This window comes from Parapedobacter sp. GCM10030251, assembly GCF_042666505.1.
In the GTDB taxonomy this organism is placed as follows: domain Bacteria; phylum Bacteroidota; class Bacteroidia; order Sphingobacteriales; family Sphingobacteriaceae; genus Parapedobacter.
The window spans coordinates 220,039-246,985 of sequence record NZ_JBHTDN010000001.1 but is presented as its reverse complement, the minus strand read 5'-3'; the positions used below and the strand labels follow the sequence as shown (position 1 = coordinate 246,985).

Annotated in this window: 20 protein-coding genes, 1 tRNA gene and 1 other RNA gene; 12 read left to right on the top strand and 10 right to left on the bottom strand. The window is 47.6% G+C overall.

Annotated features, from left to right (window positions below):
* Positions 1 to 24: 24 nt before the first annotated feature.
* A complete protein-coding gene (locus ACFQRK_RS01230) occupies positions 25 to 4,383 on the top strand; it encodes a translocation/assembly module TamB domain-containing protein (RefSeq protein WP_379002819.1) in 4,359 nt (1,452 codons plus the stop codon).
* Here the strand turns inward: ACFQRK_RS01230 and ACFQRK_RS01225 are convergent.
* The 6 genes from ACFQRK_RS01225 to ACFQRK_RS01200 all read right to left on the bottom strand — a co-directional run bounded on the left by ACFQRK_RS01225 (position 4,370) and on the right by ACFQRK_RS01200 (position 13,523).
* Entirely contained in the window at positions 4,370 to 4,813 is a 444-nt protein-coding gene (locus tag ACFQRK_RS01225; RefSeq protein WP_379002816.1) for a nuclear transport factor 2 family protein, read from the bottom strand. The genes ACFQRK_RS01230 and ACFQRK_RS01225 overlap by 14 nt on opposite strands.
* Before the next feature lie 204 nt (positions 4,814 to 5,017).
* Positions 5,018 to 6,379, bottom strand: coding sequence for a tRNA uridine-5-carboxymethylaminomethyl(34) synthesis GTPase MnmE (mnmE, locus tag ACFQRK_RS01220; protein ID WP_379002815.1), 1,362 nt, complete (start codon positions 6,377 to 6,379; stop codon positions 5,018 to 5,020).
* A gap of 17 nt (positions 6,380 to 6,396) precedes the next feature.
* On the bottom strand, positions 6,397 to 7,665 hold the full coding sequence (locus tag ACFQRK_RS01215) for a glucose-1-phosphate adenylyltransferase (RefSeq protein WP_379004636.1): 1,269 nt from the start codon (positions 7,663 to 7,665) through the stop codon (positions 6,397 to 6,399).
* Between the two features lie 6 nt (positions 7,666 to 7,671).
* On the bottom strand, positions 7,672 to 9,105 hold the full coding sequence (locus ACFQRK_RS01210; RefSeq protein ID WP_379002813.1) for a glycogen synthase: 1,434 nt from the start codon (positions 9,103 to 9,105) through the stop codon (positions 7,672 to 7,674).
* On the bottom strand, positions 9,095 to 11,014 hold the full coding sequence (gene glgB, locus ACFQRK_RS01205; protein ID WP_379002811.1) for a 1,4-alpha-glucan branching protein GlgB: 1,920 nt from the start codon (positions 11,012 to 11,014) through the stop codon (positions 9,095 to 9,097). Before glgB ends, ACFQRK_RS01210 begins: the two co-directional genes overlap by 11 nt.
* Positions 11,015 to 11,060: 46 nt before the next feature.
* Positions 11,061 to 13,523, bottom strand: coding sequence for a TIM-barrel domain-containing protein (locus ACFQRK_RS01200; protein ID WP_379004634.1), 2,463 nt, complete (start codon positions 13,521 to 13,523; stop codon positions 11,061 to 11,063).
* A gap of 273 nt (positions 13,524 to 13,796) precedes the next feature.
* On the opposite strand from ACFQRK_RS01200, the gene hisG reads away from it, so the two are divergent.
* The 4 genes from hisG (at position 13,797) to ssrA (ending at position 17,458) form a co-directional block, all read left to right on the top strand.
* Positions 13,797 to 14,648, top strand: a complete 852-nt coding sequence (gene hisG / locus ACFQRK_RS01195) for an ATP phosphoribosyltransferase (RefSeq protein ID WP_379002809.1) — start codon at positions 13,797 to 13,799, stop codon at positions 14,646 to 14,648.
* 8 nt (positions 14,649 to 14,656) lie between these two features.
* Positions 14,657 to 15,943 (top strand): histidinol dehydrogenase, encoded by a 1,287-nt coding sequence (hisD, locus tag ACFQRK_RS01190; protein ID WP_379002807.1) that lies wholly within the window; start codon positions 14,657 to 14,659, stop codon positions 15,941 to 15,943.
* A gap of 216 nt (positions 15,944 to 16,159) precedes the next feature.
* Complete coding sequence (locus tag ACFQRK_RS01185; protein WP_379002806.1) at positions 16,160 to 17,029, top strand: hypothetical protein; 870 nt, start codon at positions 16,160 to 16,162, stop codon at positions 17,027 to 17,029.
* A gap of 61 nt (positions 17,030 to 17,090) precedes the next feature.
* Positions 17,091 to 17,458, top strand: a transfer-messenger RNA (tmRNA) gene (gene ssrA, locus ACFQRK_RS01180).
* A gap of 107 nt (positions 17,459 to 17,565) precedes the next feature.
* On the opposite strand, the gene ACFQRK_RS01175 is transcribed toward ssrA, so the two are convergent.
* The gene (locus ACFQRK_RS01175; protein ID WP_379002804.1) at positions 17,566 to 18,084 is read right to left on the bottom strand and encodes a HEAT repeat domain-containing protein; all 519 of its coding nucleotides are present in this window, start codon (positions 18,082 to 18,084) and stop codon (positions 17,566 to 17,568) included.
* Between the two features lie 264 nt (positions 18,085 to 18,348).
* Here ACFQRK_RS01175 and ACFQRK_RS01170 point away from each other — a divergent pair, with 264 nt between their 5' ends.
* The 5 genes from ACFQRK_RS01170 to rpsJ all read left to right on the top strand — a co-directional run bounded on the left by ACFQRK_RS01170 (position 18,349) and on the right by rpsJ (position 22,636).
* On the top strand, positions 18,349 to 19,044 hold the full coding sequence (locus ACFQRK_RS01170) for a hypothetical protein (protein WP_379002802.1): 696 nt from the start codon (positions 18,349 to 18,351) through the stop codon (positions 19,042 to 19,044).
* Positions 19,045 to 19,141: 97 nt separating this feature from the next.
* The gene (gene rpsL, locus ACFQRK_RS01165; protein ID WP_374743945.1) at positions 19,142 to 19,549 is read left to right on the top strand and encodes a 30S ribosomal protein S12; all 408 of its coding nucleotides are present in this window, start codon (positions 19,142 to 19,144) and stop codon (positions 19,547 to 19,549) included.
* 20 nt (positions 19,550 to 19,569) lie between these two features.
* The gene (gene rpsG / locus ACFQRK_RS01160; protein ID WP_379002800.1) at positions 19,570 to 20,037 is read left to right on the top strand and encodes a 30S ribosomal protein S7; all 468 of its coding nucleotides are present in this window, start codon (positions 19,570 to 19,572) and stop codon (positions 20,035 to 20,037) included.
* A gap of 101 nt (positions 20,038 to 20,138) precedes the next feature.
* Complete coding sequence (gene fusA / locus ACFQRK_RS01155) at positions 20,139 to 22,253, top strand: elongation factor G (protein ID WP_379002799.1); 2,115 nt, start codon at positions 20,139 to 20,141, stop codon at positions 22,251 to 22,253.
* Positions 22,254 to 22,330: 77 nt separating this feature from the next.
* Positions 22,331 to 22,636, top strand: coding sequence for a 30S ribosomal protein S10 (gene rpsJ, locus ACFQRK_RS01150; RefSeq protein ID WP_090632042.1), 306 nt, complete (start codon positions 22,331 to 22,333; stop codon positions 22,634 to 22,636).
* A 67-nt stretch (positions 22,637 to 22,703) separates the two neighbouring features.
* Here the strand turns inward: rpsJ and ACFQRK_RS01145 are convergent, their stop codons facing one another.
* The gene (locus ACFQRK_RS01145; protein WP_379002797.1) at positions 22,704 to 23,345 is read right to left on the bottom strand and encodes an outer membrane beta-barrel protein; all 642 of its coding nucleotides are present in this window, start codon (positions 23,343 to 23,345) and stop codon (positions 22,704 to 22,706) included.
* 258 nt (positions 23,346 to 23,603) lie between these two features.
* Here ACFQRK_RS01145 and ACFQRK_RS01140 point away from each other — a divergent pair.
* Positions 23,604 to 23,674 (top strand) — tRNA-Cys (locus ACFQRK_RS01140).
* A gap of 24 nt (positions 23,675 to 23,698) precedes the next feature.
* A complete protein-coding gene (locus ACFQRK_RS01135; protein WP_379002795.1) occupies positions 23,699 to 23,881 on the top strand; it encodes a spore protein in 183 nt (60 codons plus the stop codon).
* A 28-nt stretch (positions 23,882 to 23,909) separates the two neighbouring features.
* Here ACFQRK_RS01135 and ACFQRK_RS01130 read toward each other — a convergent pair whose 3' ends face one another.
* Positions 23,910 to 24,641: a copper homeostasis protein CutC gene (locus tag ACFQRK_RS01130; RefSeq protein ID WP_379002792.1), complete on the bottom strand. Its 732-nt coding sequence runs from the start codon at positions 24,639 to 24,641 to the stop codon at positions 23,910 to 23,912.
* A 271-nt stretch (positions 24,642 to 24,912) separates the two neighbouring features.
* Positions 24,913 to 26,277: a peptidoglycan DD-metalloendopeptidase family protein gene (locus tag ACFQRK_RS01125; protein ID WP_379002791.1), complete on the bottom strand. Its 1,365-nt coding sequence runs from the start codon at positions 26,275 to 26,277 to the stop codon at positions 24,913 to 24,915.
* Between the last annotated feature and the right edge of the window lie 670 nt (positions 26,278 to 26,947).

Here is a 26,947-nt window from a genome sequence, read left to right as displayed (position 1 = left end):
ATCAAAAAAATATTAAAGATATCGTTGTGGACGTTAACCGGAATCCTCGTGCTTTCGGCGAGTCTAATTTTCGCGTTGCGATATCAACCTGTTCAAACCTATTTTGCGCAAAGAGCAGCTAGGTATCTTGCCAACGAGCTTCAGACGACAATTTCGTTGGAAAGGCTCTACCTCAAGCCTTTTTCTTCCCTGGTACTCAACGGGCTTTATATCGCTGATCGAGATGGCGACACGTTGTTATATGCAAACAAATTGACAGCATCGTTAGATCTCTGGAAACTACGTGAACAGCAAATCACTATCAAGAAACTTGCCGTTACGGATAGCCGCTTTTTTGTGAAAGGCGACTCCAATCGCAATAACCTCGCCTTTCTAATCGATTACTTTCGAACGGCACCGACGCCGGGAGAGAACAGAAAGCGCATAAAGCTCGACTTTCGTGCGGTAACTTTGTCTAACACTTCATTCGGATACAAACGTGTCGATAGACGCTCCAGAAACAGCGGCATCGACTTCAACGATATCCAGCTCAACGGGCTGAACGGTGAGTTCACCGACATCGACTTTACCAACCATTTATTCAAATCGACCATTAAAAATCTCCGTTTCAATGAACAAAGTGGTTTCAAGGTCCGTGAATTGAACACATTGGCTTTAATCGACACCAACAGTATTGAACTTCGGGAATTATACCTAGAAACCAATCGTAGCCGACTTCGTGACTACCTCCGGCTTGGATACGATAACTTCTCGTCTTTCCGTAATTTTATCCATGCAGTTGATATCGAACTAAACCTGGACGATGCGCGGATTCATTCCAAGGACCTCGAGTTTTTCGCACCAAAAATCGCCACAACACGTTTCGACGTCACCTTGTCAGGTACGTTTTTCGGAAAAATTCCAGCTATCAACGCCAGACACGTCACGCTGCGGGCAAGTGATGACACCCATTTGACAGGAAACTTCACCATTCACGGCTTGCCGGACATCAACCAAACCCTGTTCGACATGCACCTGAACCGTTTGTCGACCAATAGCCATGATATCGAAACCCTGGTACCCCAACTGGGGAATTTGCCTCCAATAAAGTTGCCCGCATTTTTTGAACACATGGGCAACGTCACCTATCAGGGCGCCCTTCGTGGGCTTTACCACGACTTTACCGCCAATGGCGTGCTTGAAACCCGGCTTGGCACAGTTACGACCGATATAGATCTCAATATCCGCAACGGGATAAGCTATTCCGGTCAACTTTTGACAACCGCATTTGATTTGGGCACACTATTACAGCAGAAACAACTTGGATCCAGCGGATTTGATGTCACGATAAACGGAAGTGGCTTTGCAGTAAAGGACATAAACAGTACCGTGAAAGGCCAGGTTGATTACCTCGATTTCCGGGGATACCGATACCGCAACATTGATCTCGGCGGCACTTTCGCCGAAATGCAATTTGCGGGCAACGTAGCCGTTTACGACCCCAACCTACGGCTTCACTTTGATGGCGATATAAACTTCAATCCCCAATTCCCGGAATATGCCTTTACCGCGGAAGTCGAATATGCGAACCTCTACCCCCTAGCCTTTTACAGAAAATCGCCCGTCACCTTGGAACACGCATCGATAATCAGCAATTTCAGAGGGAATACAATCAATGACATTCAAGGGGATATTGCCCTACATAACGTGCAGTTCCTAACCAATACAGATCGGTATGTGGTGGATTCGCTGACGTTATCCGCCAATGGTAATCAGGAGCATCGCACCCTGCGCATTCGATCGGACCTTGCAGATGCGACTTTGCATGGCGAAATAGATTTGACCAGTCTGGGCAGCTACTTTAAATCGGTGGCGATGCAATACGCCCCTTCCATGGATCTAAAGGTCGGGCCATTGGGAAAACAAGCCTTTGATTTCAACCTTGAACTCAAAAAAGCGGCTCCCGTCACCGCGCTGTGGCTTCCTAAGCTGATGTTACCTAAAGGAGCCTTCGCCAACGGCCATTTTTCAACAGCCGATAATGTTGCCAACATCAATCTGCTCGTACCCAAGCTATCACACGGTACGCTGGTCATAGACCGGTTAATCGTTGACGAATCGGCCCATTCGGGGGCGCTGCGCCTGTTTCTTACGGCCGACCGGGTCAGCGTATCCGACAGCCTGTACGTGAACAATGTGAATCTTTCCAATACCCTGGCAAACGACAGTCTGCATACCAATCTAAAACTGGCTGATGTAACCGCCGGCAACCAATTGGATTTTAATGGGCTCATTAGCTTTGAGAAAGGGAAGCCCATAAAAATGGGTGTACTTCCATCAACCCTTATATTGAACCATGAACCGTGGGAACTTGATAAAAACACATCGTTTCTTTTAGACGGTGATCGATTCAGCATCCAAGATCTCGAAATCTCAAACAACAAACAAGTTGCTCGATTGGAAGGTTTTATTTCTAAAAAACCGAACGACAAGACGCTGGTGACGTTTCAAAATTTCAACCTTGCCACCTTCAATTCGGCCACGCTGCCTTCGGGCGTTCAGCTACGCGGAATACTCGACGGTCACATGGAGATATCTTCCGTTTTGAAAAACCCGTATTTGTCGGCAGACATTACCGCCAAAGATGTATACGTTAATCGTACCGAAGTAGGAGATATGATCCTGCAAGCTAATTTTGACCAGGTACGTGAACTGGTGAACGTAAAATTAGAGACCACGCGCGGCGGAACAAAAACGTTGATGGCCAGCGGCACGTACGATGCCGCTGCTACGACAAATCAATTGGCTATAGAAGCCGACGTAAACCAAACCGAATTGGTGTTATTCCAGCCTTTTCTCAGTAAACTGGTTTCAGATATCAGCGGAACAATTTCGGCCGATTTGCGTATTGTGGGATCCGTAACCGAACCTCAGGTTAATGGCGTTTGTTACCTGCACGAAGCGGGGTTTACGGTAAATTACCTCAAAACACCTTATCGGATCAATGATCAGGTATCCCTGTCCAACAGCACCATCCTACTTAATAATCTGACCATTACGGACCCTAAAAACAATAAGGCCATCGCCAATGGCAGCGTAGATATGCGCAACCCGTTGATTCCGGACATCCGGGTGAACATTGACGCAACCAATTTTCTGGTTTTGAACACTACCTTCAGAGACAATCCGCTCTATTATGGCACGGCTTATGGCACCGGACAATTTGCTTTCAACGGCCCCACAGATGGCATGAATATATCCATACAGGCGCGAACCGAAGAAAACACGCATTTTTATATCCCCCTGAATGCGACGGGCACGGTGAGCGATAATGATTTCATCCATTTTGTGAATCATGACACGCTGAACTCGCAACACCCGCAACCCCGTTTATTCAGCGGACTAAGCATGAACATGGATTTACAGATTACCCCCGCGGCGGAAACCAGCTTGTATACCGATCTGGGCGAATTGACCGGACGGGGTGAGGGGCTGCTTTCCCTTCGTGTATCGAGTCTTGGGGATTTCGAAATGTTTGGCGACTATACATTCAATAGTGGGAAATTCACATTTACGGCTCAGGACTTTATCAATAAAATATTCGACATCAACCAAGGAGGTAATATTCGCTGGACAGGACAACCGACGGACGCAACCGTCAACCTAGCGGCGGTATATGGACAGCGCACCAGCCTTGGGCCGCTTTATAATGCCGCCGGAAGGGAGACGGTGGAACAGCGCGTACTCGCACACGCCGTGATGAATCTAAGCGGCAACCTCATGCGTCCCGACATTACGTTTGCCCTTGATTTCCCCAACGACCCCTACGTAAAGGACGAACTTCAGAGTTACCTCAGCGATGCCAATAATATAAACCAGCAGGCGCTGAGTTTGATTGTACGCCGTAGTTTCGTTCCCGGTTCGGAAGCAGATTTCAGTCGGGAGTTGAATAACACCTTATTGAGCGCAGGCACGGAGTTAGCTTTTAACCAACTGAACAACCTCATTTCCCAATCGTTAAACTTGAAGTTTGTAGACTTAAATATTCGCTCCTTAAATGATGCAAGTGCATCCGTAAGACTTTTCAACGACCGGTTGATTTTTACGGGCGGTGTTACCGATAGACGGAACCTCAACGATCTGAATGTGTTCAGCGACCGCGTGATAACCGACGCTGAACTCCTCTACCTCATCCGCAAAGACGGGCGTCTGGTGCTACGTGGATCCAATCGGCTCAACAGCCGGAATTTTTTGCCGCTTACAAACAACGAGAACTATGTCAGTGCATTGGGCCTCGTCTATCGCCAGGAGTTCTATACGTTTGATGAATTTCTCCGGCGGCTGTTTACGATAAAGCGGAAAACTGAAGAGGAAGAGGAAAATACCGAAATCAGAGAACCTTAACTGCCTGCCGGGCGAGTAGCGTCCACTGCATCTCTTGTTTTACCCATACGAGCAGGATACCCAGCTTCACGGTGCCTGGTCCCTTTCCCTTGTCGTTAGTCTTTGCTGACAACACATGCCGGACAATAGCGGTATCATCCACTACTTCCACCGTTTGGCTTTCCAATTGGATATCCTCAAAAACCGACATACCGGTTATCAATGTTTCCACAAATTCGGATTGGGTTTCAATTTTCCCGCTGGAATGACCATACGACAGGGCCTTATTTGTGAGCTTTCGCAACATCGGACCATCGGCATCAATCATTGCCCCGGTCAAGGCTTGTACAGCCTGCTCCACTTCCTGTACCCTTGAAGGTTGGGCAGCACTTAAACAGGGGACGACGATCGTGTATACGGCTAATAAGGAAACGGCTTTGTTCAATTTCATTTCTGTGGTGGTTTATAATCTGTGCCTGAACATTCAGCACACTTAAAAATATAACTTTCCCGGCACGTTATTCCAAACCAACCTCTCGTTACGCTATCCGCACGGTATATGTACCTGTTCCGTACCACATATGTACCTCATGTGTACCTTGGAAGATTAGGTATCCTGTGAAATATAGCTGCGTATGCTCTCTGTTACTTCCTGTTACTTCCCGATGCAGAATTTCGAAAAGATATTATCCAGCAGATCATCGGTAGACACCGATCCGGTAATCTCACCGAGGTGATGCAATGCCTGCCGGATATCCATGGCAAGGAAATCAGACGTAACCGAACCCTTGATACCCAGAAGTACCCCCTGCAGAGCTTCTTCCGTCCTGCGCAGCGCTTCTACATGGCGCACATTGGTCACCAGCACATCACCGGCGTCAAGCTTGTGCAGGTTCACTTTTCGCAACAGCTCTTCTTTTAGCTCCTCTACCCCCGTATTATTCTTGGCCGAGATGAATAGCGGATTGATGGCATTGAGTGTATCCACATGGTCGCGCGTCAGCAGATCCACCTTATTCACCACTGTGACGTACGGCACACCCAATTGGGCCACTTCTGCCAACTGGCTTTTTATTTCGTCCAGGTCATCCTGCTGCGGGTCTGCAAGGTATACGATAAGCCGTGCTTTTCGCATCTTTTCACGCGTACGCTCCACGCCCTTGGCTTCGATGACGTCGCGTGTATCCCGGATGCCGGCCGTGTCAATAAAGCGAAAGGTTACGCCGTGTATGTTTACTTCATCTTCAATGGTATCGCGCGTGGTGCCCGCGATGTCCGAAACAATGGCCCGCTCCTCATTGAGTAACGTGTTGAGCAGTGTAGATTTACCTACGTTGGGCCGGCCGGCAATGACTACCGGCACTCCATTTTTCAACACATTGCCCTGTTCAAACGACCCGATCAGCTTATGAATGACACGGTTTATCTCCACTATGAGTGCCTCAAGCTGGGATCGGTTGGCAAACTCTACATCCTCTTCCGAAAAGTCAAGTTCAAGTTCCACCAGCGAAGCGAATTGGATCAACTGCTCCCGGAGCTGCTTTAACACCGTAGAAAAGCCACCGCGCATTTGCTGCATGGCTACCAAATGTGAAGCTGCCGATGTAGAAGCAATGAGATCAGCTACCGCTTCTGCCTGCGAGAGATCCATTTGCCCGTTGAGAAACGCCCGTAACGTAAACTCGCCGGGGCGGGCTGCACGGGCGCCCCGTTGGATCAATAGCTCGAGGATGCGCTCAATGATGTACCGTGAGTTATGCGCGGAGATCTCGACGACATCTTCGCGCGTATAAGAATGGGGCGCGACAAACAACGAAACCAAAACCTCGTCCAATATTTCTGTCCCGTTCCGTATGGTACCGAAATGCACGGTGTGTGAGGCTTGTTTGGCCAAGTCTTTGCCTTTGAAAACCCCCTTTACAATCGGTATTGCTTGCGGACCGGAAAGGCGGATAACCGCGATGGCACCGCTACCTGTGGCGGTGGCCAACGCGACAATCGTATCAAGATTTGCCATTCGGCAAAAATACGAAATTAACCGATTTCCGTGCCGGATAGAATGACCGCACGCTTTTTTACCACGATAATACCGTCGCGGACTGCGTGGGTTTCAAAATCGCCGTCCTCCAAATGCGCACCGCCCTTGATACGCACATTGTCTCCAATGCAACAGTTTTTATCGAGGATCGCATTTTCGATGTAGCAGTTTTCGCCGACACCTACCAATGGGCTGCCCTGTTCCTTGACTCGTTCGATTTCCTCCAGCGTTTGGTAAAAGTCACTCCCCATCATATACGTCGTCTTGATCACCGTTCCGGCACCGATACGCGAACGGATGCCGATCACCGACCGTTCGATCTCCTCACCGGCGATGATGCAACCGTCCGCAATTACCACTTTGTCCAATTTAGTGCCCGATACCTTGGAGGGTGGCAACATCCGACCCCGGGTGAAGATGGTATGTTTATCAAACAAATTAAACTTCGGGATGTCGTCAGTGAGACTGATATTGGCCTCGAAAAAAGAATCGATCGTACCAATATCGGTCCAATATCCGGGATACTGGTAGCTGTGTATGCGGTAATTACCGATTGCTTCGGGCAGCAATTCTTTGCCAAAGTCCACACCGGGACTTTCATCCAATATTTCTTTGAGCACGTGTTTGTTAAACACATAAATTCCCATGGAGGCGAGGAATACCCGGCCTTCCGCCTTCATTTCTTCACTTACTTCGGATTCCCAAGGTGGCAGCAATGAACTATCCGGTTTTTCAATAAACGACGTAATATTCCCCTCGTCATCAGACTTGAGTATTCCGAACGACGTAGCATCCTTGGCACTCACCGGGATCGTCGCAACCGATATTTCGGCCTTCGCGGTGATGTGGTTCTCTATCATCTCCTGAAAATCGATTTGATAAAGCTGGTCACCGGAAAGAATCAGCAAATGTTCGTAGTCGTGATGTTGGAGGTAACGCAATAAATGCCGCACGGCATCTGCCGTTCCCTGATACCACTTTTCGCCCTCATTGGTTTGCTCCGCCGCAAGTATGTCCACAAATCCCTTGCTAAACACACTGAAATTATAGGTGTTTTTAATGTGGGAGTTTAAGGATGCAGAGTTATACTGAGTCAACACAAAAATCCGGTTATATCCCGAATTGAGGCAGTTGGAGATCGGAATGTCTACGAGCCGGTATTTGCCGGCAATGGGAACGGCAGGTTTGGAACGTTGGTGCGTCAATGGATACAGGCGTGTCCCTTTCCCTCCCCCCAATACGACAGAAATCACGTTGTGCTTAATCATAATTTATTCGGTTATATTTTGATAAATCTCCACATATTTAGCAGCCGATTTGTCCCACGAAAAATCGAGCTTCATCATAAATTTTCTCAGTTGTTGCATCCGTTGCTTATCGACGTACAACATCAATGCACGGCGAACGGCCTGTACAGCGTCTGCGGCGTTCATATGGAGGAACGTGATGCCGTACCCCTTCTCCTCACTCACGTCCTTTACCGTATCCTTAAGCCCCCCGGTACTCCTAACCACCGGCAGGGTGCCGTACCGCATGGAATAGAGTTGATTGAGGCCGCAAGGTTCCACCCGCGACGGCATTAGCAGAAAATCCGCAGCGGCATAAATCCGGTGTGACAGTTCTTCCTGGTAACCGATGTAAGCGCCCAGCTTTCCGTGGTATTTTTCGGTCAGATAAGCGATGTTATCCTGTATTTGCGCGTCTCCGGAACCCAATACCATCATCGTTAGATCAACAGCTTCATCGCCCAATAAGTTTTCGATAATTTCGGGCAAAAGATCTGCCCCTTTCTCCCCCGCGAACCGTCCGATGTAAGCAAGTAAAGGCTTTTCGGGATCCAGCCCATAGGCGTCGCATAACGACGCTTTATTTCTGCGTTTGCCGGTTTGCACATTAGAACTCTGGTAATGATGGAGCAGCATCCCGTCCTGCGCAGGATCCCATACGGTGGTGTCGATGCCGTTGACAATGCCCACGCCCTTCGCACGTTCCATGGCAAACAGACGCTCAAGGCCGTTGGCTTGTACCATCAGCTCGTCCAAATATCCCGTTGATACCGTTGTAAAAACGGTGCAGCATTTGATCAAGGCAGCCAGCGGATTGATGACCCCGTCCCAGTCCAGCAGTCCCCATTTCCACGTGTCAAACGGTGGCAAAAGAATCGCCCGGTTCCAATCCATCCACCCTTGGTATTGTCCATTGTGCACCGTGGCCACGGTCGGAACCTGTTTCAATGCCTTAAAACGTTCACAATGGTACATCAAAAAAGGAATGAGCCCTGTGTGGTGGTCATGGCAATGCACCACATCCGGCAGAATTCCGGTTTCGGTAATCCAATGCAGAAATCCATGCTGAAAGGCCATGAATTGTTCACTTTCATCCGAATAGCCATACGGTTCATCGCGATCCAGTAGTCCCGGTATTTTGATCAGATATAAGCCGAATCCCAACACACTTTCCTTTTCGCGGTACACCTGCATTTCCAACGGCCTTGACCCCTGCAGAAAATTACCGGTATAAATCCGTTCGAACGTGTGCTGCTGTACAAACGGTTTGTTGTACCACGGCATGACCACCCAAGTATGGAGCCCGGCCTGCTGGAGATATTTCGGCAATGCACCCAAAACATCCCCAAGCCCTCCCACTTTGGCAACGGGGTAGCATTCCGCACTCAGGTGGATGATAGGTTTCGATTCATTTGGCATGGTGTTTCACTTTTTTAAGTACCAATCCCGTCAGCGGCGGCAGGGTCAATTTTGCCGACCACTCCTTATTCATCCACCTTATGGGTTCTGCTTGTACCGTCTGTTGTTCGATGCCGCTCCCAAAATAGCTGCCGTCGTCCGAATTGAGCAACACGGCCCATTCGCCCGGCGAAGGCACGCCGCATCGGAAAAAATAACGTACCACCGGTGTCAAATTTAAGATGATCAGCAAATCGTTTTCTGCGTTGATCCCTTTTCTTGCGTAAGCTACCACCGAATTTGAAGCGTCTCCCTCTTCGATCCACTCAAATCCATCCGGGCTAAAGCTCTGTTCATACAATGCCGGTTCACTTCGGTATAAGTGATTAAGCGCTTTAACGAAGGCAAACATCCCCTTATGGGGTTCGTATTGCATCAACTGCCAATCCAGTGACTGGTTATGGTTCCACTCGGCCGTCTGTGCAAACTCACAGCCCATAAACAGCAGTTTCGTACCCGGGTGCGTATACATGTATAAGTAGAGCGACCGTAGGTTTGCGAAACGCTGCCAGTCATCGCCCGGCATTTTGTAAACCATCGATCCCTTTCCATGTACCACCTCATCATGAGACAGCGGCAACATAAAGTTTTCATGAAACGCATACAACATGCTAAAGGTAAGCTGCCCATGGTGATGTTGCCGGAATAGCGGGTCGCGGCTGAAATATTGTAGGGTATCGTGCATCCACCCCATCATCCATTTCATCCCGAATCCCAGTCCGCCGCTGAACACCGGGCGGCTTACTCCCGGCCAGGACGTGGATTCTTCCGCGATGGTCTGCACATCGGGAAAATGGCTGTAGACCGCTTCGTTTAATTCCTTAAGAAAACCAATAGCGTGCAGATTTTCCCGCCCGCCATATTCGTTGGGTATCCATTCGCCTTCTTTTCGTGAGTAGTCCAGGTAAAGCATCGAGGCAACGGCGTCCACCCGAAGGCCATCTGCGTGATATCGCTCCAACCAGAACAATGCGTTACTGATCAGGAATGACCGCACCTCGTTACGGCCGTAGTTGAAAATATAGGAGCCCCAATCGGGATGATACCCCTGCCGGGGATCTGCGTGTTCGTATAAGTGTGATCCGTCAAAGCGATAGAGGCCGTGGGCGTCCCCGGGGAAATGGGAAGGCACCCAGTCCAATATAACACCGATACCGTTAAGATGTAACTGCTCGATGAGAAACATCAGATCCTGTGGGGAGCCATAACGCGATGAAGCCGCAAAATATCCGGTAATCTGATAGCCCCACGAGGGATAGTAGGGGTGCTCCATGACCGGTAGCAGTTCCACATGCGTGAAACCTGCCTCTTTTATGTATTCGACCAGACGGCCAGCGACATCCCGATAGCCCAGTAGCTGCTGGGGGTTATCCGGGCTGCGCATCCAAGACCCCAAATGCATTTCATACACTGCAACGGGCTTATTAAGCGCATTATGTTCCTGTCTGGTACGCATCCATTCATCGTCCTTCCACTCATACCAGGTAGTGGAAACCAAGGAAGCTGTTTTTGGCGAGAGTTCCCATTGTAACGCAAACGGGTCACCTTTTTGAAGCGTTTCACCGTGATAGGAACGGATGTGATATTTATAAATTTCGCCAATATCCACATTTGGAATAAATCCCTCCCAAATGCCCGATCCGTCCCAGCGAACGTTTAACACATGTGAATAGGGATTCCAGCCGTTGAAATTACCGATTACAGATACCGACTCGGCATTCGGTGCCCAAACCGCAAAATAGGTCCCTCGGACTTCATTTCGCAAAAGCCCATGCGCCCCAAACTTTTCATACAGTTTATAGTGTTTGCCCGCCCGGAAGAGGCTTATGTCAAAATCCGTAAACAACGAGTGGAATTCTACCGCCTGCATAATTGGTACCGTTTATAATTAGCCTATCGTGATGTCAACAAATCGATCACTGCCCCACAATCTGAATACTTCGAAAGTCTTTGGACACCTTTATTAAATATCTTCCCGTTGCGTCCGGTTCAGCCGAAACGAGGGTATCGTCAACTTTTACCTGGCCTATTTTAAAAGGCAGTGCAGCAAGATATACATCATATGTATCGTATTTCTCGGAATACAATCCCTCCACGTGCTGGTGGATGCTTAACCTATCGGGGGCGCCTTTCACCACAAATTTCTTCTCCAGATATATCTGTTGTTCATATGCGAAGGTATCGCCATGGTCTTCATAAAGATAGGAATTGACCTCCCGCAAGGTATGATAGACTACGAGCTTAAGCGAATCTATCTTCTTTTCGTTGACATACTGCATAACGGGGTATTCCGGCAATACCGTCCCTGCTTTAATAAACATCGGCATTTTGTCGATCGGGGTATCCACCTTGTGTTCCTTCCCTCCTTCGAGTAGGCGGTCCTCCCAATAGTCATACCACTCCCCAACAGGCAGGTATACCATTTTGTTTGGTTGCCCCGGGTTTAAGACGGGCGACACCAGTACTTTGTCGCCGAAACAAAACTCCTCTTCCCGTTGGATGTTACCTTCCAACCGTTGTTCTACCATGGTTATCGGCCGAAGGATGGGGAAACCGTACTTCGCATGTTCCCAAAACACAGAGTAGATGTAAGGCAGTAGTTTATACCGCAATTCGATGAACTTACGGTTGAGAGCTTCATGGGTTTCGCCGAAGCTCCACGGCTCGCGCTCGGCGGTGTCCCCGGCGGAATGCGCACGCATAAACGGAGAAAACACACCGAACTGTATCCACCTGGTAAACAGCTCTGCATCCGGCTCACCGCTGAACCCTCCGATATCCGTACCACAGAACGGCATACCGGACGTGGAGAGCCGCTGAAGTTGCAGCGCGCCCAGGCGGAGGTGCTCCCAGGTCGCCACGTTGTCCCCGGTCCATACCGAAGCATACCGCTGCGTACCCGCATACGCTGCCCGGGTAATGGTAAATGGACGTTTTTTCTGAAACAGCTTTTTCAGTCCCTCGTAGGTGGCCCGCACCATCTGCATGCCGTAGACGTTATGTGCTTTGCGGTGTGAACCGCGGAAGCCATCAAAATTATGCCGTACATCATTGGGAAACGTTCCTCTACCGAATACCGCCGGTTCATTCATATCATTCCATACCCCGGCCACCCCGGCCTCCACCAAGCCTTTGAATAGCCCCCCCCACCATTCGCGTACTTCAGCGTTGGTAAAATCCGGAAATTGGCAACGACCCGGCCAAACGTATCCCTCCATGAAATAATCATCTCCGCGGCGACAGAAATACCGGTTTTTCTTTCCTTCTCGAAATACCCAGTAGTTTTCATCGACTTTTATTCCCGGGTCAATGATCACTACCGTGTGAAAGCCGTCATCAGCCAACTCCTTGATCATCTTTTTCGGGTCTGGGAAATATCGCTTATTCCAGGTAAAACAGCGGTAGCCATCCATGTAATCGATGTCAAGGTAAATGGCATCGCATGGGATTTTGCGTTCACGGAAGTTTTTTGCCAGGTCCCTCACCTTACTCTCGGGATAGTAGCTCCATCGGCACTGATGGAACCCTAGCGCCCACAGGGGCGGTAAATAGTGTGTACCGGTCAGGGTATGGTATCGTTTCACCACGTCCATCATATGCGGGCCGTGGATGTAGTAATATTGAAGCTCACCGCCTTCAGACCAGAAGCTCGTTTGGTCCTGGGCTTCCGCTGCAAAGTCAAAATACGTTTTGAAGGTATTATCGAAAAAAATGCCGTACGCATCTCCCTCATGCAAACCTATGTAAAACGGAATACTGCGGTATAAGGGATCTTGATGAAACTGAAATGAATACGTATCTGAATTCCAGTTAACGAACCGCCTACCGCGAATATTCAAATGCGTGGGCTTATCGCCCAGCCCGTAGAATGCCTCACTGGCCATCGCTAACTTGGTACAATACACGTAATAGCCTCCAAAATCGGGATTCTCTTCCCAATGCATGGGTGCATAGTCCTTGTTGTAGGCCTTTCCCTCGCGATCTTCAAAAGATACGAGAAAATCTGCCTTGTTGATGACGCAGGTTACGGTATTGGTTTTTACCCGATAAGCCAGCTGGTCTTCTTCAAAATTATAGACAGCGACGTGTTGATCCGATTGGGGTACTGCGTAGGAAAAATCCTCCAGAAATAGGCCTTTAGGTGCCAACCGCACCCGAATGATTTCATCGCTTACTACCTTTATTTCTACGCTCGCACTGCCATCGCTAAAGTAATAGTTATTATTTTCCTGATGGTATCCCGCTACGGGCCCCAGGTAATTCTTAACAATTTCCGGCAGATCCAATACCGGGTTATTGACATGGTGTACGCCCTCTTCCAGCACCTGCGTTCCATGATTTTCGTCTGTTTCCTGTTGTTTAGTCAAATCCTTCGCCATAAATATCACTTCCTTTGATTTAGCCAAAGTACATGTTTTGGTGAACTAATACAATGATCGCTACACAAATTAATTTCCATTATTTTTTGTTTCACGACACTTACCTACTATATTTGCCGAATCATTCCATCATGCGATTATTAATAGTAAACATGTATACTTTCTTCCATCGCGTACACCTGCATCATCGCCCCTGCGGCGAATGGTAATCTGTATGTTTCTACGTGAAGCAAAGAAAATGTTAGTCTTTATTAATAATTATAATTTACAATCTTGAAGAATCTCAAAATAGCCATCCAAAAATCCGGCAGGCTCAATGAAAAGTCGGTACAACTGCTAAAAAACTGCGGGCTGAGTTTTGAAAATTATAAAAGTTCGCTGATAACTTCCGTTTCCAATTTCCCGCTGGAAATTCTGTTTTTAAGAGATGACGATATTCCCGAATACGTCCAGGACGGCATCGCGGACCTCGGTATAGTAGGAGAAAACGTGATTGCTGAGACCGAGGCCAGCGTACGTTACTTACAACGGCTCGGGTTTGGCAAATGCAGCCTCAAAATTGCTGTGCCAACTCATAGCGACATCAGTAAATTGGCCGACCTGAATGGGAAGGCGATAGCGACCTCTTATCCCACTATTCTCCAAAAATTCTTAACGGAAAACAACATTGCCGCGGATATCCGGATGATTTCCGGTTCGGTCGAAATTTCGCCGGCTCTGGAATTAAGTCATGCGATTTTTGACATCGTATCTACGGGAGGCACCCTGCGCAGCAATGGATTGGTACCTTTCGCAGACGTCATGACCTCAGAAGCAATTCTGATCAGCAAAAACGGCATCGACAGCAATCCGGTGGTACGTGAATTGATTCAACGGATTCAGTCCGTCCTTCGCGCTGCCGAGACCAAATACGTCGTATTGAATGTTGAGCGCAGCAGTCTTGACGAAATCATTGCCTTATTACCTGGCGTCAAAAGCCCTACCATTGTACCACTTGCGGAAGAAAACTGGGTCGCGGTCCATACCGTTATTTCCGAGCAAGATTTCTGGGAAAAAATCAATAAACTGAAAGCTGCAGGTGCTCAGGGGATTGTCGTCATGCCTGTTGAAAAAATCATCATCTGACGGATGCCATGCTAAAGACCTTCTCATACTCATCGCTTGGGGAGCTTGAGCTCCAACAACTTCTCACCCGCAACACCGACCCTTCCAACGCCATCCAAGAGTCGGTCTTATCGATTTTGGATGATGTGCAAACCAACGGCGATGCCGCACTCAAAGGCTACGCAGAGAGGTTTGACGGCATTCGTTTGGAAAGCCTTTGCCTCACAGCGCATGAAATCGCTTCCCTTGCCTCGACCATTGGGCGTGAACAACAACGTGCATTGGAAATTGCATTTGCCAACATCCACCGTTTCCACGAGACGCAATTGCGCAAAGAGCGGCCTGTCGAAACGATGCCCGGTGTGAAATGCTGGCGCGAGCCACGACCGATCGAAAAGGTCGGATTGTATATTCCAGGTGGGTCGGCCGTCTTACCCAGCACACTGTTAATGCTAGGTGTTCCGGCGCGGATCGCCGGTTGCAAGGAAATCGTCGTCTGTTCGCCACCACAAGCCGGGGGCGGCATCAACGGATACGTTGCCTATTGCTTGCAACTGCTTCGGATCGACAACGTTTATCTGGTGGGCGGTGCACAAGCCATAGCCGCCATGGCATACGGTACGAAGACGGTTCCGAAAGTTGATAAAATATTCGGGCCGGGTAATCAATACGTCACAAAAGCCAAGAGCTTGGTTCAAAGTCTTGCCCAGGTAAGTATCGATATGCCTGCCGGGCCATCCGAGGTGCTCGTTATTGCCGATCATACGGCCAATCCCGAGTATGTAGCTGCCGATCTGCTGGCTCAGGCCGAACATGGGGCCGATAGCCAGGCCCTTTTAGTGAGTACGGATCCGCGGCTGATTGACGAAGTGCAGTTGGCTTTATCGGCCCAACTTGCAAAGTTACCCCGGGCCGCAGTGGCCACCAAAGCCCTTGCTAACTCCTATGCAATCTTGTGCAATACACTGGATGAAGCGATCGCATTCAGCAACCGGTATGCGCCGGAGCATCTGATCGTAGAAACCGACGAATGGGAGCCGCTATTACGGAAAATAAGCAATGCGGGTTCGGTATTTGTGGGCCACCTTACACCCGAAAGTGCTGGAGATTACGCCTCCGGCACGAATCACACGTTGCCTACAAGCGGATTTGCCCGCTCGTATTCGGGTGTATCTGTTGATTCATTTGTCAAAAAAATCACCTTCCAGCATATTACGGCGGAAGGTCTTCGGCATATCGGCCCTACCGTGGAGATACTGGCCGAACTGGAGGGCTTGCAGGCTCACAAAAATGCGGTATCGGTCAGGCTCGATTAGTGGCTTACTGTCAAAAATCGACGACAAATTAAAAATCAACTCCTGTTTTGGAAGGAGGTATTCAACTACTGAAACTCCCTGAAAACCAAACACTAACAAACCGGTTAAAACCAACAGGAATATGGGGTAGCCGTTATCCTACAACCGGTTGTATCTCAAAGATTCATTTTCGCAGCGTTAACATTCAAAATACACTAAAATTTGAACGCAACGAACATGAAAACGTTAATTATCGCATCCATCGTAGCTCCGTTGCTGAGCTTCGCTGGAGTGAACCAAAAAGAAAAAGCCAATTTATCCAAGCACACCGTAGAACAAGCCAGGTTGGCGAATAAGCTCATCCTCGTGGTCAGCCATCCCCCTCAAGAAGGTGGATTTGCCGCACTTTTGAAAGATAAGCACATCTCGCAATTTCTGAACAAGCACTTTGTCATCGAAACGCAAGTCGCCGGCGCGGATATCGGTTGTTACCTCATCTACAACCAACAACGCGAGTTGGTGCATCGTGTGGCCGATGAGAAATACCCGTACGAGCTGGCCGTGAAAATCAAACGCGGGTTGGACGATCAAACTCAATATTACACATTGTTATCCCGCTCCGAAAGCGGCGATCGTTCAACCGATCTGCTCGCGAATCTGATTATCGGCGCTACGGATGCCGCCGACCCCGTAAACGCTCCGCGGTTTCTGCAAGCGTACCTGGAAACGTTACCTACGCCACCGACCGACGCGGACTTACGGTTTGTCATGCGACATACAACCCGGAGCAGTGATCCAGGCTTTCACTTGTTGTTAGACCGCCCGATTGACGTGGAAAAACTCGCGGCTATCATCTTTCACGAGACGTTCACTCCATATCTTAACGATAAGGATGTCAATGTGGCCCTGTTAGCCGGTCAAACCAAGGCAAAATATCCCATTCCGGCGCTCGCCCGGCATATCGATCGCATGCCGATTGAGTTTCTCGAAATGCGTGAAGATTGGGATGAGCTCGGCACGTACCTTCACACAAATAACTTGCAATTAAGTCCTGCACAGCTGGAATACTACAACGGGTTATTAAAGGCCCATGACGCGAAGACGTAGCCGGCGGCAAGTCTTGATAATATACAAACAATTCCGTAATTTTGTACCCTGTTTCTAACATGGGGTCGACCGGAATTGACAGGATGGCGGCGGTTATGTAAGCATGCAGCGCGTTGTAAGTATTGCGCTTTAATCCAAACTTTCAACTTTATAAATGGCGAAAATAACTACGCCTTAGCTGCCTAATTTAGAATTAGCTCAGCTTTTGTCCCGCTTACGCTTGGTTCCGTAGCGTAGCACCTGGGGCATCGATTTATGGAACTGGCCGAGCCGGTGTTGTGACGGATCGGTGAGACACAACAACTAAGGAAAACGGTATAGGCAAGCGTCCGGCCTTCCCTTTCCCGACAATTAAACGGATGCTAAGCATGTAGAAAGCGTATATTGCACCATGGCTGGACGAGAGTTCGAATCTCTCCGACTCCACCCGACGGGACGATTAAAAAAATCGTCCCGTTTTTTTTCGCACAAAATCCATCTCTTTTAAAATCAGCCCGTTTGATAAAACACAGCAATTAGGCCTTAGGCCCTACGCGTTACTTCTTTACCTTCTTCAACGCGTCGAGGTATTTCTTCTTTACGCCGTTGTCTTCCTCATTTCCAATGAGCACCTCTATCTCCGGCAACAACTCTTTATTCGCACTGGTCTTTAATTTCAATATTTCAGCCAGCGCATATGCGGCGGCCCAACGGACAACAGTTCCTTTATTTTTGGCATTTGTCAGCAGATTGGCCACTGATCTTTCCAATCCAGCCGGGAATAACGCAGCGATATTTCCGATTACCTTCGCGCTTTCCCACTTTACCCTTGGCTCATCGTCCGCTAACGCTGTCGTAACAAAAGCAAGCAGGCTTTCGTTCGCGATGCCGGGAGTCTTTCTCGTGGCAAATTCCACGGCCTCAATGCACGTTGCTTTGTCGGTGGCTTTTTGCTTTTCCGCGTATACCAGCAACTCGTCCAAAGGCAGTTCTCCGTTCAGGAGCCATTCCCCGATCGTTGAAACCTTTGCCTTTGCCTTTATCGATTTGTCTTGGAAGATCTTTTCAATGGTCATGACTATCTGTTGGTTTATATATGAAGGCAATGTTGCCGGCAGGCTTCGATTAATAAGGTGGAAACCGCCGTGTCCGAATTAACATTTGTCTCGAAAGTTACTACTTAACACCGTTACCTGGAAATTTATAGCACTTAATTTCTACTTTTAATTTCTACTCCGCAATTCTAGACCAGCGTACTAATTAACTTCCCCAAACAATCTTTCAACCAAACCGTTTAATCAGATGACGGCGATCATTAACAACTAAAGAGGAGGATGATTATGTTACGGTTGCTAATGGGTGCAACATCCATTCTGTTGTTTTTTATTTCCTGCGAAAAAGATGAAGGCTCGGGGTCGCCCAAGACCGTTTATTCCGACTTCTCGAATGGCGAAGACGGTTGGCAAGCCGGATTTTCAGAATATAACGGCGATAACGTTGAAAGTTATGAATTGGAGCATGGAATCGCACCGCTGCCCTCCCCACTGGACGAGACCAAAATGGCTTACCGGATCTCGGGGATGAACCGCAGCGACGATCTTTTCAGGTACCTCACCAAAAGGGTACAGGGTCTTGAGCCGGGAGTTACCTATAAGGCTCGATTTACGTTACAGATCGCATCCGATGCGAGAAGCGGCGGTATAGGTGCCGGTGGGGCGCCCGGCGAATCAGTTGGCATAGGTGTCGGACTGACGACAGACCAGCCGACCTCGTCTCCCGACGAAAACAATTTCTACCGCATGAACATCGACAAAATCCAGCAATGCTGCACGAACGGGAACGACATGGTAGTAATTGGAAACGTGGCAAACGGCACGGACGAATATCAATACACGCTCCTTGAGCGAACGGGTGAATTCTCCGCAGTGACCGATCACCAGGGAATATTATGGATTATCGTAGGTACGGATTCCGGCTACGAGGGCAAAACCACCTTATATTATTCCAGTATCGAAGTAATCCTCGAAAAAATGTAGGGAAGATCAAGCAAACCCTTGATAATCAAAAATAATATCTCTACCTTTGCCGTCCTTAAAATAAGTTTAGGACAAAAGTAAAATTTAAAAACTGTAAATGCCTACTATTCAACAATTAGTTAGAAAAGGTAGAGTAGCTCTGGAAGACAAGAGTAAGTCCCCAGCGTTGGACAGCTGTCCACAGCGAAGAGGCGTATGCACACGCGTGTATACCACTACCCCTAAAAAACCAAACTCAGCAATGCGTAAAGTGGCGCGGGTGCGCCTTACCAATGGCAAAGAGGTAAACGCGTACATCCCTGGCGAAGGCCACAACCTGCAAGAGCACTCGATCGTATTGATCCGTGGTGGTCGGGTGAAGGACCTTCCCGGTGTCCGGTATCACATCATTCGTGGCGCATTGGATACTTCGGGCGTTGCGGGACGTAATCAACGTCGTTCTAAATACGGCACCAAGCGTCCGAAACCCGGACAGGCAGCAGCCCCAACAAAAGGCAAGAAATAAGTTAAACGGAGGATAATGAGATGAGAAAATCAAAACCGAAAAAACGAATCATTTTACCTGATCCGAAGTTTAACGATGTTCAGGTTACACGTTTTGTCAACAACATGATGCTTGACGGTAAGAAGTCGCTTGCTTATACCATCTTCTACAAGTCTATGGAGTTGGTCGAAAAACGGACCAGCGAAAATGGCTTGGATACCTGGAAGAAAGCACTGAACAATGTAATGCCCTCGGTCGAGGTAAAGTCTCGGCGTGTAGGTGGTGCCAACTTTCAAGTACCTACTGAGGTTCGTCCGGAGCGCAAAGTCTCCCTGGGCATGAAATGGTTGATCAACTTTGCCCGTAAACGTGGTGAAAAAACCATGTATGAAAAATTGGCCGCAGAAATCATATCGGCTTCCAAGGGTGAAGGTGCAGCCGTAAAAAAGAAGGAAGACACGCACCGCATGGCAGAAGCCAATAAGGCATTCTCGCATTTCAGGTTCTAAATTTGGCAAGATAGCCCATGAAATTACACCGATTTGAAGGACAACAGAATCATCCGTAAAATCGGTGTGTTTTTTTTAAGCGAATCAACAGTATTAGCAACATGTCAAGAGATTTAAAATACACAAGAAATATTGGAATTGCCGCTCACATCGATGCCGGCAAAACCACGACCACTGAGCGTATCCTTTATTACGCTGGTGTGAATCACAAAATCGGTGAAGTGCATGAAGGGGCTTCTACAATGGACTGGATGGTACAGGAAGCCGAGCGTGGTATCACCATCACCTCCGCTGCAACCACCGTGTTTTGGAATTACCGGGGCAACAAATATAATGTCAACATTATCGATACGCCCGGCCACGTGGATTTTACCGTAGAGGTAAACCGCTCACTGCGCGTATTGGACGGATTGGTATTTTTATTTTCCGCGGTTGATGGCGTAGAACCCCAATCGGAAACCAACTGGCGTTTAGCAGACAACTATAAGGTTTCCCGCATTGGTTTCGTCAACAAGATGGACCGTTCGGGCGCTGACTTCCTTAATGTCGTAAAACAGGTAAAAGAGATGCTGGGTGCGGAGGCTGTGCCGCTGCAATTACCCATTGGCGCGGAAGACAACTTCAAAGGGGTTGTGGATCTTATCAACAACCGGGGTATCGTTTGGAATGAGCATGACAAAGGCATGACGTTTACGGAAGTTCCCATTCCAGACGACATGTTGGACGACGTGGCGCATTGGCGCGAGAAACTGCTTGAATCCGTTGCGAGCTATGATGAATCGCTGATGGAAAAGTTCTTTGATGATCCGGACACGATTACAGAACGGGAAGTATTGGATGCACTACGTAAAGCGGTACTTGATAATTCAATCGTACCCATGGTATGTGGTTCATCTTTCAAGAACAAAGGCGTACAAACCATGCTAGACCTGGTAATGGAACTATTGCCTTCGCCTTTGGATCAAGAAGCGGTAAGGGGAACCGATCCACGAAACGACCAGGAAATTGTTCGTAAGCCCGATGTAAAAGAACCTTTTGCAGCTTTGGCCTTTAAAATCGCAACAGATCCCTTTGTGGGTCGTCTTTGCTTTATCCGGGTTTACTCGGGTAATTTGGATGCCGGTTCCTATGTATACAATACACGTTCGGATAATAAGGAACGGATTTCCCGGATATTCCAAATGCATGCAAACAAGCAAAATCCCATCCCGAATATCGGCGCGGGGGATATCGGTGCTGTAGTAGGTTTCAAAGATATTAAAACAGGTGATACGCTTTGTGACGAAAAGCATCCGATTGTTTTGGAATCGATGACGTTCCCGGAACCGGTAATCGGCTTGGCTATCGAGCCGAAAACCCAGGTAGACGTCGACAAACTCGGCATTGCTTTAGGCAAATTGGCGGAGGAAGACCCTACGTTCCGTGTACAAACCGATGAGGAAACCGGCCAAACCGTCATTTCCGGAATGGGCGAATTGCACTTGGACATCTTGATCGATCGCTTGAAACGTGAATTCAAGGTGGAAGTAAACCAAGGTGCTCCGCAGGTAGCTTACAAGGAATCCATCACCGGCACTACGCAACATCGCGAAGTGTATAAAAAACAAACCGGTGGACGCGGTAAATTTGCCGATATCCAAGTGGTTGTTTCACCGGTGGATGCGGATTGGGACGCCGTTAAATCGCCGTTGCAATTTGTAAACGAAATCGTAGGTGGGGCCATTCCTAAAGAATACATTCCGTCGGTACAAAAGGGCTTTGAAAGTTCCATGACCAATGGCGTATTGGCCGGATACCCGCTGTCGAGTATGAAAGTACGCTTGATAGATGGTTCGTTCCACGCGGTCGACTCAGACTCTCTCTCCTTCGAAATTGCAGCGCGCACTGCCTTCCGTGAAGCACTTCCGAAATGTAAGCCCGTCTTGATGGAGCCCATCATGAAAATCGAAGTACTTACACCGGAGGAAAACATGGGAGACGTTATGGGCGACTTAAACCGCCGCCGTGGCCAACTGCAAGGTATTGACACCCGCGCCGGATCACAGGTGATTAAAGCCCTGGTACCGCTTTCGGAAATGTTTGGATACGTTACACAATTGCGTACGATTACTTCCGGGCGGGCTACTTCGACCATGGAATTCGACCATTACGCCGAAGCACCCAGAAACATTCAGGACGAGGTGATTGCCAAGGCAAAAGGCAAAGTAAATGCTTAATATCGCTATTAACTATCATAGTCGGTTGGCCGTTGCAAATAGCTCTAACGGACCGGCCATAACTTTAAACAAATAAAATGAGCCAACGAATCAGAATCAAATTGAAATCGTACGATTACAACCTGGTGGACAAATCCGCCGAGAAAATCGTTAAAACTGTGAAACCTACAGGCGCTGTGGTAAGCGGTCCCATTCCGCTACCTACGGAGAAGAAAGTGTACACCGTTTTGCGTTCACCGCACGTGAACAAAAAAGCACGTGAACAGTTCCAACTCTGTGCGTACAAAAGGTTGTTGGATATCTACAGTTCCAATTCAAAAACAGTGGACGCTTTGATGAAACTCGAATTGCCAAGCGGCGTGGAAGTAGAAATCAAAGTGTGATGATTTCTTTAGCAACAAGAAAGGCCCGCCAAATGGCGGGCCTTTCTTGTTATCATACCTTGCTGTTCTATAATGCAAAGCCTAATCCTACGGTCCACACCCGGTTGGTCAATTTATTATCTCCTGTGAAGAAGTTATTGTTAGATCCCCGTAAATCGGTTATGCCCAATCCGTAACCGCCATGAATCATCAATCCATTTGCCAACTGGAATCCGCCAATAAAGTTAAACCCGAAGTCTGTACCCTTAATTGTACCGTCTTTGTCAAATTCAAATTCCTCTGTTGTTGTATTCCATCCGTTGTCGTATTTATTCTTTCCGGAGATACCGAAAGCCACGTAGGGACCGGCACCTAGGAAGAAGCTGCCTGCATTCTGCACGGGAAACTTCGCAACAAAATTTACAGGCACCTCAATCCACATCGTATTTTGTGTAGCTTCCAGGTTGTCCGTATCAATGAATTTCGCCCCTTTGCCTTGCAGGGATACACCGGGCTGGATATAAAACCAATCCGTAGCAATCGGGGCATCCAAAAATGCCGTTACGTGAAAATTGGTTGCAGCTTTGGTTTCAAAGTCACTGTTAGTGCCAGACCAGTGGTACTTGGGGAAATTCACGCCTGCTTTGATACCGAAACCCATAGGTTGCCCCTGAGCAAAAGCGCCGACTGAAATACCTAACATCATTATTCCTAATACTAACTTTTTCATATTAATTCTCCTTTAATTTTCTGTTTGTTATTTATTTAAAAACAATGAGTACGATACAAGATATGCGCCATTAGACGAAACAAAATAATAAATAACTGAATATAAACAAGTTAAAAACAAAAACATCTCATACTTGAAGTGTATATATTATTATACACTTACGCTAAAATGGACAAATAATATGCTATCGTATACAATAAACAATCTATGCTTTCAATTATCAATAATTTATATTAGCTTTGCATTCCTTTTAGAAAGGGTCGGGTGGCCGAGTGGCTAGGCAGAGGTCTGCAAAACCTTTTACAGCGGTTCGAATCCGCTTCCGACCTCGTTTAACATCAAAAGATAAGAAAATGGGAGTTACACGTTTAAAAAGAAAAGACAGAAGAAATAAAGTGGTGGCGAAACATGAAGTGCAATTTTTGAAGCTTGGCCGCAACCTCGAGACCGGTAGCCGCTCAAAAATGCCTGCCAAAAGCCAAGTTGTTAAAAACAATGCGGTGTTGGCCAAATTAGAGGCCGAACTAAAAAAATAATTGCCTTTTTAACCAAGTGCATTAACTTCTATAAAGTTTTTAGGATATCCGCTAAATGGCGGATTTTTTCTTTTGAAGATTCCCATACCTCAAACCCCATCCCTCCTACTACCTTATTGGTATGGTTCATCCTACTTTTCAGCACTGCCTTAGCTGAAGTATGGAACGTACTAGCGCCGGTTAAACGGGCAATATCGGCCAGATTTGCTTCATTGACGCCTGAACCAGGCATGATTTCAATCCGTCCCTTAGCTCGTTCGATCAACTCACTAATCAGACCTACACCATCCAAAGCGGTGTTTTTCATACCCGAGGTAAGCAGTCGTTTACAACCGCATGCAATGATGGCCTCCAACGCTTCAAAGGGCTCCCTGCAGACATCAAACGCGCGGTGAAATGTTACATGCATGGGATGCGCCAGTGTTACCAATTCCTCCGTCCGCTGGTCCACACGGCCATCAGCATCCAGCAAACCGATTACTATTCCATCGCAATTCGATTCTTTGCAAAACGAAATATCTGCTTTCATTTCCTCAAATTCAGCGTCTGTATATAGAAAATCGCCGGCCCTTGGCCTGATCAGTACGTGCAAACCGATGGTCAGCCGCTGACGGGCTATCCGAATCTGTCCGGCCGAGGGTGTTGTCCCTCCTGTTTCCAGGTTCTGGCAAAACTCCACACGATGGGCGCCCCCCTCTTCGGCGGCTATTGCCGAGGCGACGGAATTGGCACAGATTTCCAATTGATAAGATGCATCCATATTATTTCAGGCATTCAGACCAAAAGTAGCAAAAGCGATAAACAACCCAAATAAATATTGCTTGAAAAACCGAGGGTTGAAAAATCAATAAAATCAGATTTATTCAGTTATTCTAATTTTATTTATAATCTTTCTAAATAATTTATATCTTTGACGCACCGGCACAAGTTGCCCCCGAAAGAGTCCTATATGGTTTGTTTTATATAGTTGTTTAGTTTAGTTAGTAGAAACCCCGCTGATGTGAATCACCGGGGTTTTTTGATCATTTAGCTTACAGCATCCCGGCCGAAAAGCCTTCCAGGATACGACTGTTGTCGGTTTCCGGCTCGAAGAGATTTTCGATACGGAATGCCAACGCGCCGTAGATTTCCAGATTACTTTGTTTTTTCTCCCCGATACTGGCCAGTCGTTGCTGGCCCTCGTTCAATACCCGCTCAAACGCAACCCGGTATTCGCCTTTGATGGGTTCCGATGGCGGAAATACCTGAGCCAGGGCATCAACCTGTCGACCGTTCTTCCAAAAACGATAACATACATGTGGACCAGTCGCCAGTCCGGTGCTGCCCACATACCCGATTACCTGACCTTGAGAAACGCGCTGCCCCGCTTTTACGGCCCGCCTACTCATGTGTAAGTATTGTGTTGTATACACGTTATCGTGCTTGATTTTAACGTAGTTTCCATTACCGCCGCCGTAACGAGACTCGGTCACGATGCCGGCTGCTGTGGCGACGATCGGGGTGCCGTGGGGAGCCGCAAAATCAGTTCCCAGATGAGCTTTCCAGCGCCGTTGGACGGGATGGAATCTCCTCATGGTAAAACGGGAGGATATACGGCTGTATTTCAATGGAGCCTTGAGAAACGTTCGGCGCAAGCTCTTTCCACTTTCGTCGTAATACGCTCCCGGTTGACCGTCATTCGGTTCAAAATAAAATGCCTGGTATTGTTTTCCGTCGTGTCCAAACACCGCGGATTGTATCCGCCCGGGCCCGATCGGATTACCATCAACATACTTACGTTCGTAGATCAATTTAAACCAGTCATTCCGATTGATGCGATAAAAATTAACCGCCCAACCGTATATTTCAGCCAACTGAACAGCAAGATCAGGACTCGCACCATTTGCTTCTAATGTTTCATAGAGTGAGCTTTCGATAGTACCGGATACGGACTCAATTTTGGTATCCACCTCCTTTTGTCCTTTATAGACGGAAATGCTATCCCTTAAGTCGTATACTATGTAATCAATCGGATTAGGTTGGTATACAAAATAGGCCGTCTTACCGGCTTTATCCTTGAAGACGGTGTAATCATGCCCGGCGCCTATTTTACGCACATCAAATATTGCCTTCGACTTATTTGCCAAAACTGAAATGCGCGGTAAATCGACACCGTACCGTTGGAGGATGTCTGACAGGAATTCATTCCGCTTTACGGAACTCGTTTCAATGGCATATTCGCTTACCGGTAAATCATATAAGAATTCGGCAGCCGTATTTCCTTCAACAACCCGAGGAGTTGTTGTTGGAGATAGATCATCAGTTTTTGCGTCAAAAGACGAAAGGAAAATGAAACTGGCACCCAATACAATCACAACCAGCACAACCAGTGCAAGCACATTCTTTTTAAAAATCATTTTTTATTATAGGTAATTGCGTATTCAAAAGTTGACCCCGTGGTTAATTTGAACAAGTTGACGGTCTTTTACTCCCGTCAAATTTCCATCACACACTTAGTAAATCGCAAATAAAGGAATTTATTCGAATAGACCACTTTTTTTAACATTTTTTTACATTCTGAGATAGTCCCGTAACTCGTACTTTGGCCAGCAGATCTTTATTAACTGATAATTTATATAACACAATTAACATTTTGATTTATAATTAACTATAAATTTTACTTAAAGTTAACAAAAAAGACTTCAACAAAACCACATAAGACATTGAAAATCAGATAAATCATGCTGAAATGCACCCAAATTTTCAATCTGGGTAAGCAGGACACCAGACTGACCGGTAAAGACCTCGTCAAAAGGGACAATCCCATCGACTCAATGTAACAACGTGGAAAACGAACCGGCGCCACCAATTACGAGCATGCCGAATAATCCACATCCGCTAATCGCCTTACTTCGAATCTGATCTCGGCGATCCCTGCCTACGGCTTTGGATACGCGCGGGTTTTGAATCTACAACTGGTTCCCTTCCCCGGGACTACGTAATTAACGACCGTTTCGTCCCTTGAATTTGCATTTTCAGTTCGGTTGGATAACGGCGAACCCAGGTAAAACGGAACCTGGTTACTTT

What these genes read in the sequence shown, in the direction of transcription:
- ACFQRK_RS01145 (WP_379002797.1), bottom strand. Translation starts at nt 23,345, where the DNA reads ATGAAAAAGTTAGTATTAGGAATAATGATGTTAGGTATTTCAGTCGGC.
- ACFQRK_RS01170 (WP_379002802.1), top strand. Translation starts at nt 18,349, where the DNA reads ATGTTACGGTTGCTAATGGGTGCAACATCCATTCTGTTGTTTTTTATT.
- hisD (WP_379002807.1), top strand. Translation starts at nt 14,657, where the DNA reads ATGCTAAAGACCTTCTCATACTCATCGCTTGGGGAGCTTGAGCTCCAA.
- rpsG (WP_379002800.1), top strand. Translation starts at nt 19,570, where the DNA reads ATGAGAAAATCAAAACCGAAAAAACGAATCATTTTACCTGATCCGAAG.
- rpsL (WP_374743945.1), top strand. Translation starts at nt 19,142, where the DNA reads ATGCCTACTATTCAACAATTAGTTAGAAAAGGTAGAGTAGCTCTGGAA.
- ACFQRK_RS01130 (WP_379002792.1), bottom strand. Translation starts at nt 24,641, where the DNA reads ATGGATGCATCTTATCAATTGGAAATCTGTGCCAATTCCGTCGCCTCG.
- ACFQRK_RS01200 (WP_379004634.1), bottom strand. Translation starts at nt 13,523, where the DNA reads ATGGCGAAGGATTTGACTAAACAACAGGAAACAGACGAAAATCATGGA.
- ACFQRK_RS01135 (WP_379002795.1), top strand. Translation starts at nt 23,699, where the DNA reads ATGGGAGTTACACGTTTAAAAAGAAAAGACAGAAGAAATAAAGTGGTG.
- ACFQRK_RS01125 (WP_379002791.1), bottom strand. Translation starts at nt 26,277, where the DNA reads ATGATTTTTAAAAAGAATGTGCTTGCACTGGTTGTGCTGGTTGTGATT.
- mnmE (WP_379002815.1), bottom strand. Translation starts at nt 6,379, where the DNA reads ATGGCAAATCTTGATACGATTGTCGCGTTGGCCACCGCCACAGGTAGC.
- ACFQRK_RS01185 (WP_379002806.1), top strand. Translation starts at nt 16,160, where the DNA reads ATGAAAACGTTAATTATCGCATCCATCGTAGCTCCGTTGCTGAGCTTC.
- fusA (WP_379002799.1), top strand. Translation starts at nt 20,139, where the DNA reads ATGTCAAGAGATTTAAAATACACAAGAAATATTGGAATTGCCGCTCAC.
- ACFQRK_RS01210 (WP_379002813.1), bottom strand. Translation starts at nt 9,105, where the DNA reads ATGCCAAATGAATCGAAACCTATCATCCACCTGAGTGCGGAATGCTAC.
- rpsJ (WP_090632042.1), top strand. Translation starts at nt 22,331, where the DNA reads ATGAGCCAACGAATCAGAATCAAATTGAAATCGTACGATTACAACCTG.
- glgB (WP_379002811.1), bottom strand. Translation starts at nt 11,014, where the DNA reads ATGCAGGCGGTAGAATTCCACTCGTTGTTTACGGATTTTGACATAAGC.
- ACFQRK_RS01225 (WP_379002816.1), bottom strand. Translation starts at nt 4,813, where the DNA reads ATGAAATTGAACAAAGCCGTTTCCTTATTAGCCGTATACACGATCGTC.
- ACFQRK_RS01175 (WP_379002804.1), bottom strand. Translation starts at nt 18,084, where the DNA reads ATGACCATTGAAAAGATCTTCCAAGACAAATCGATAAAGGCAAAGGCA.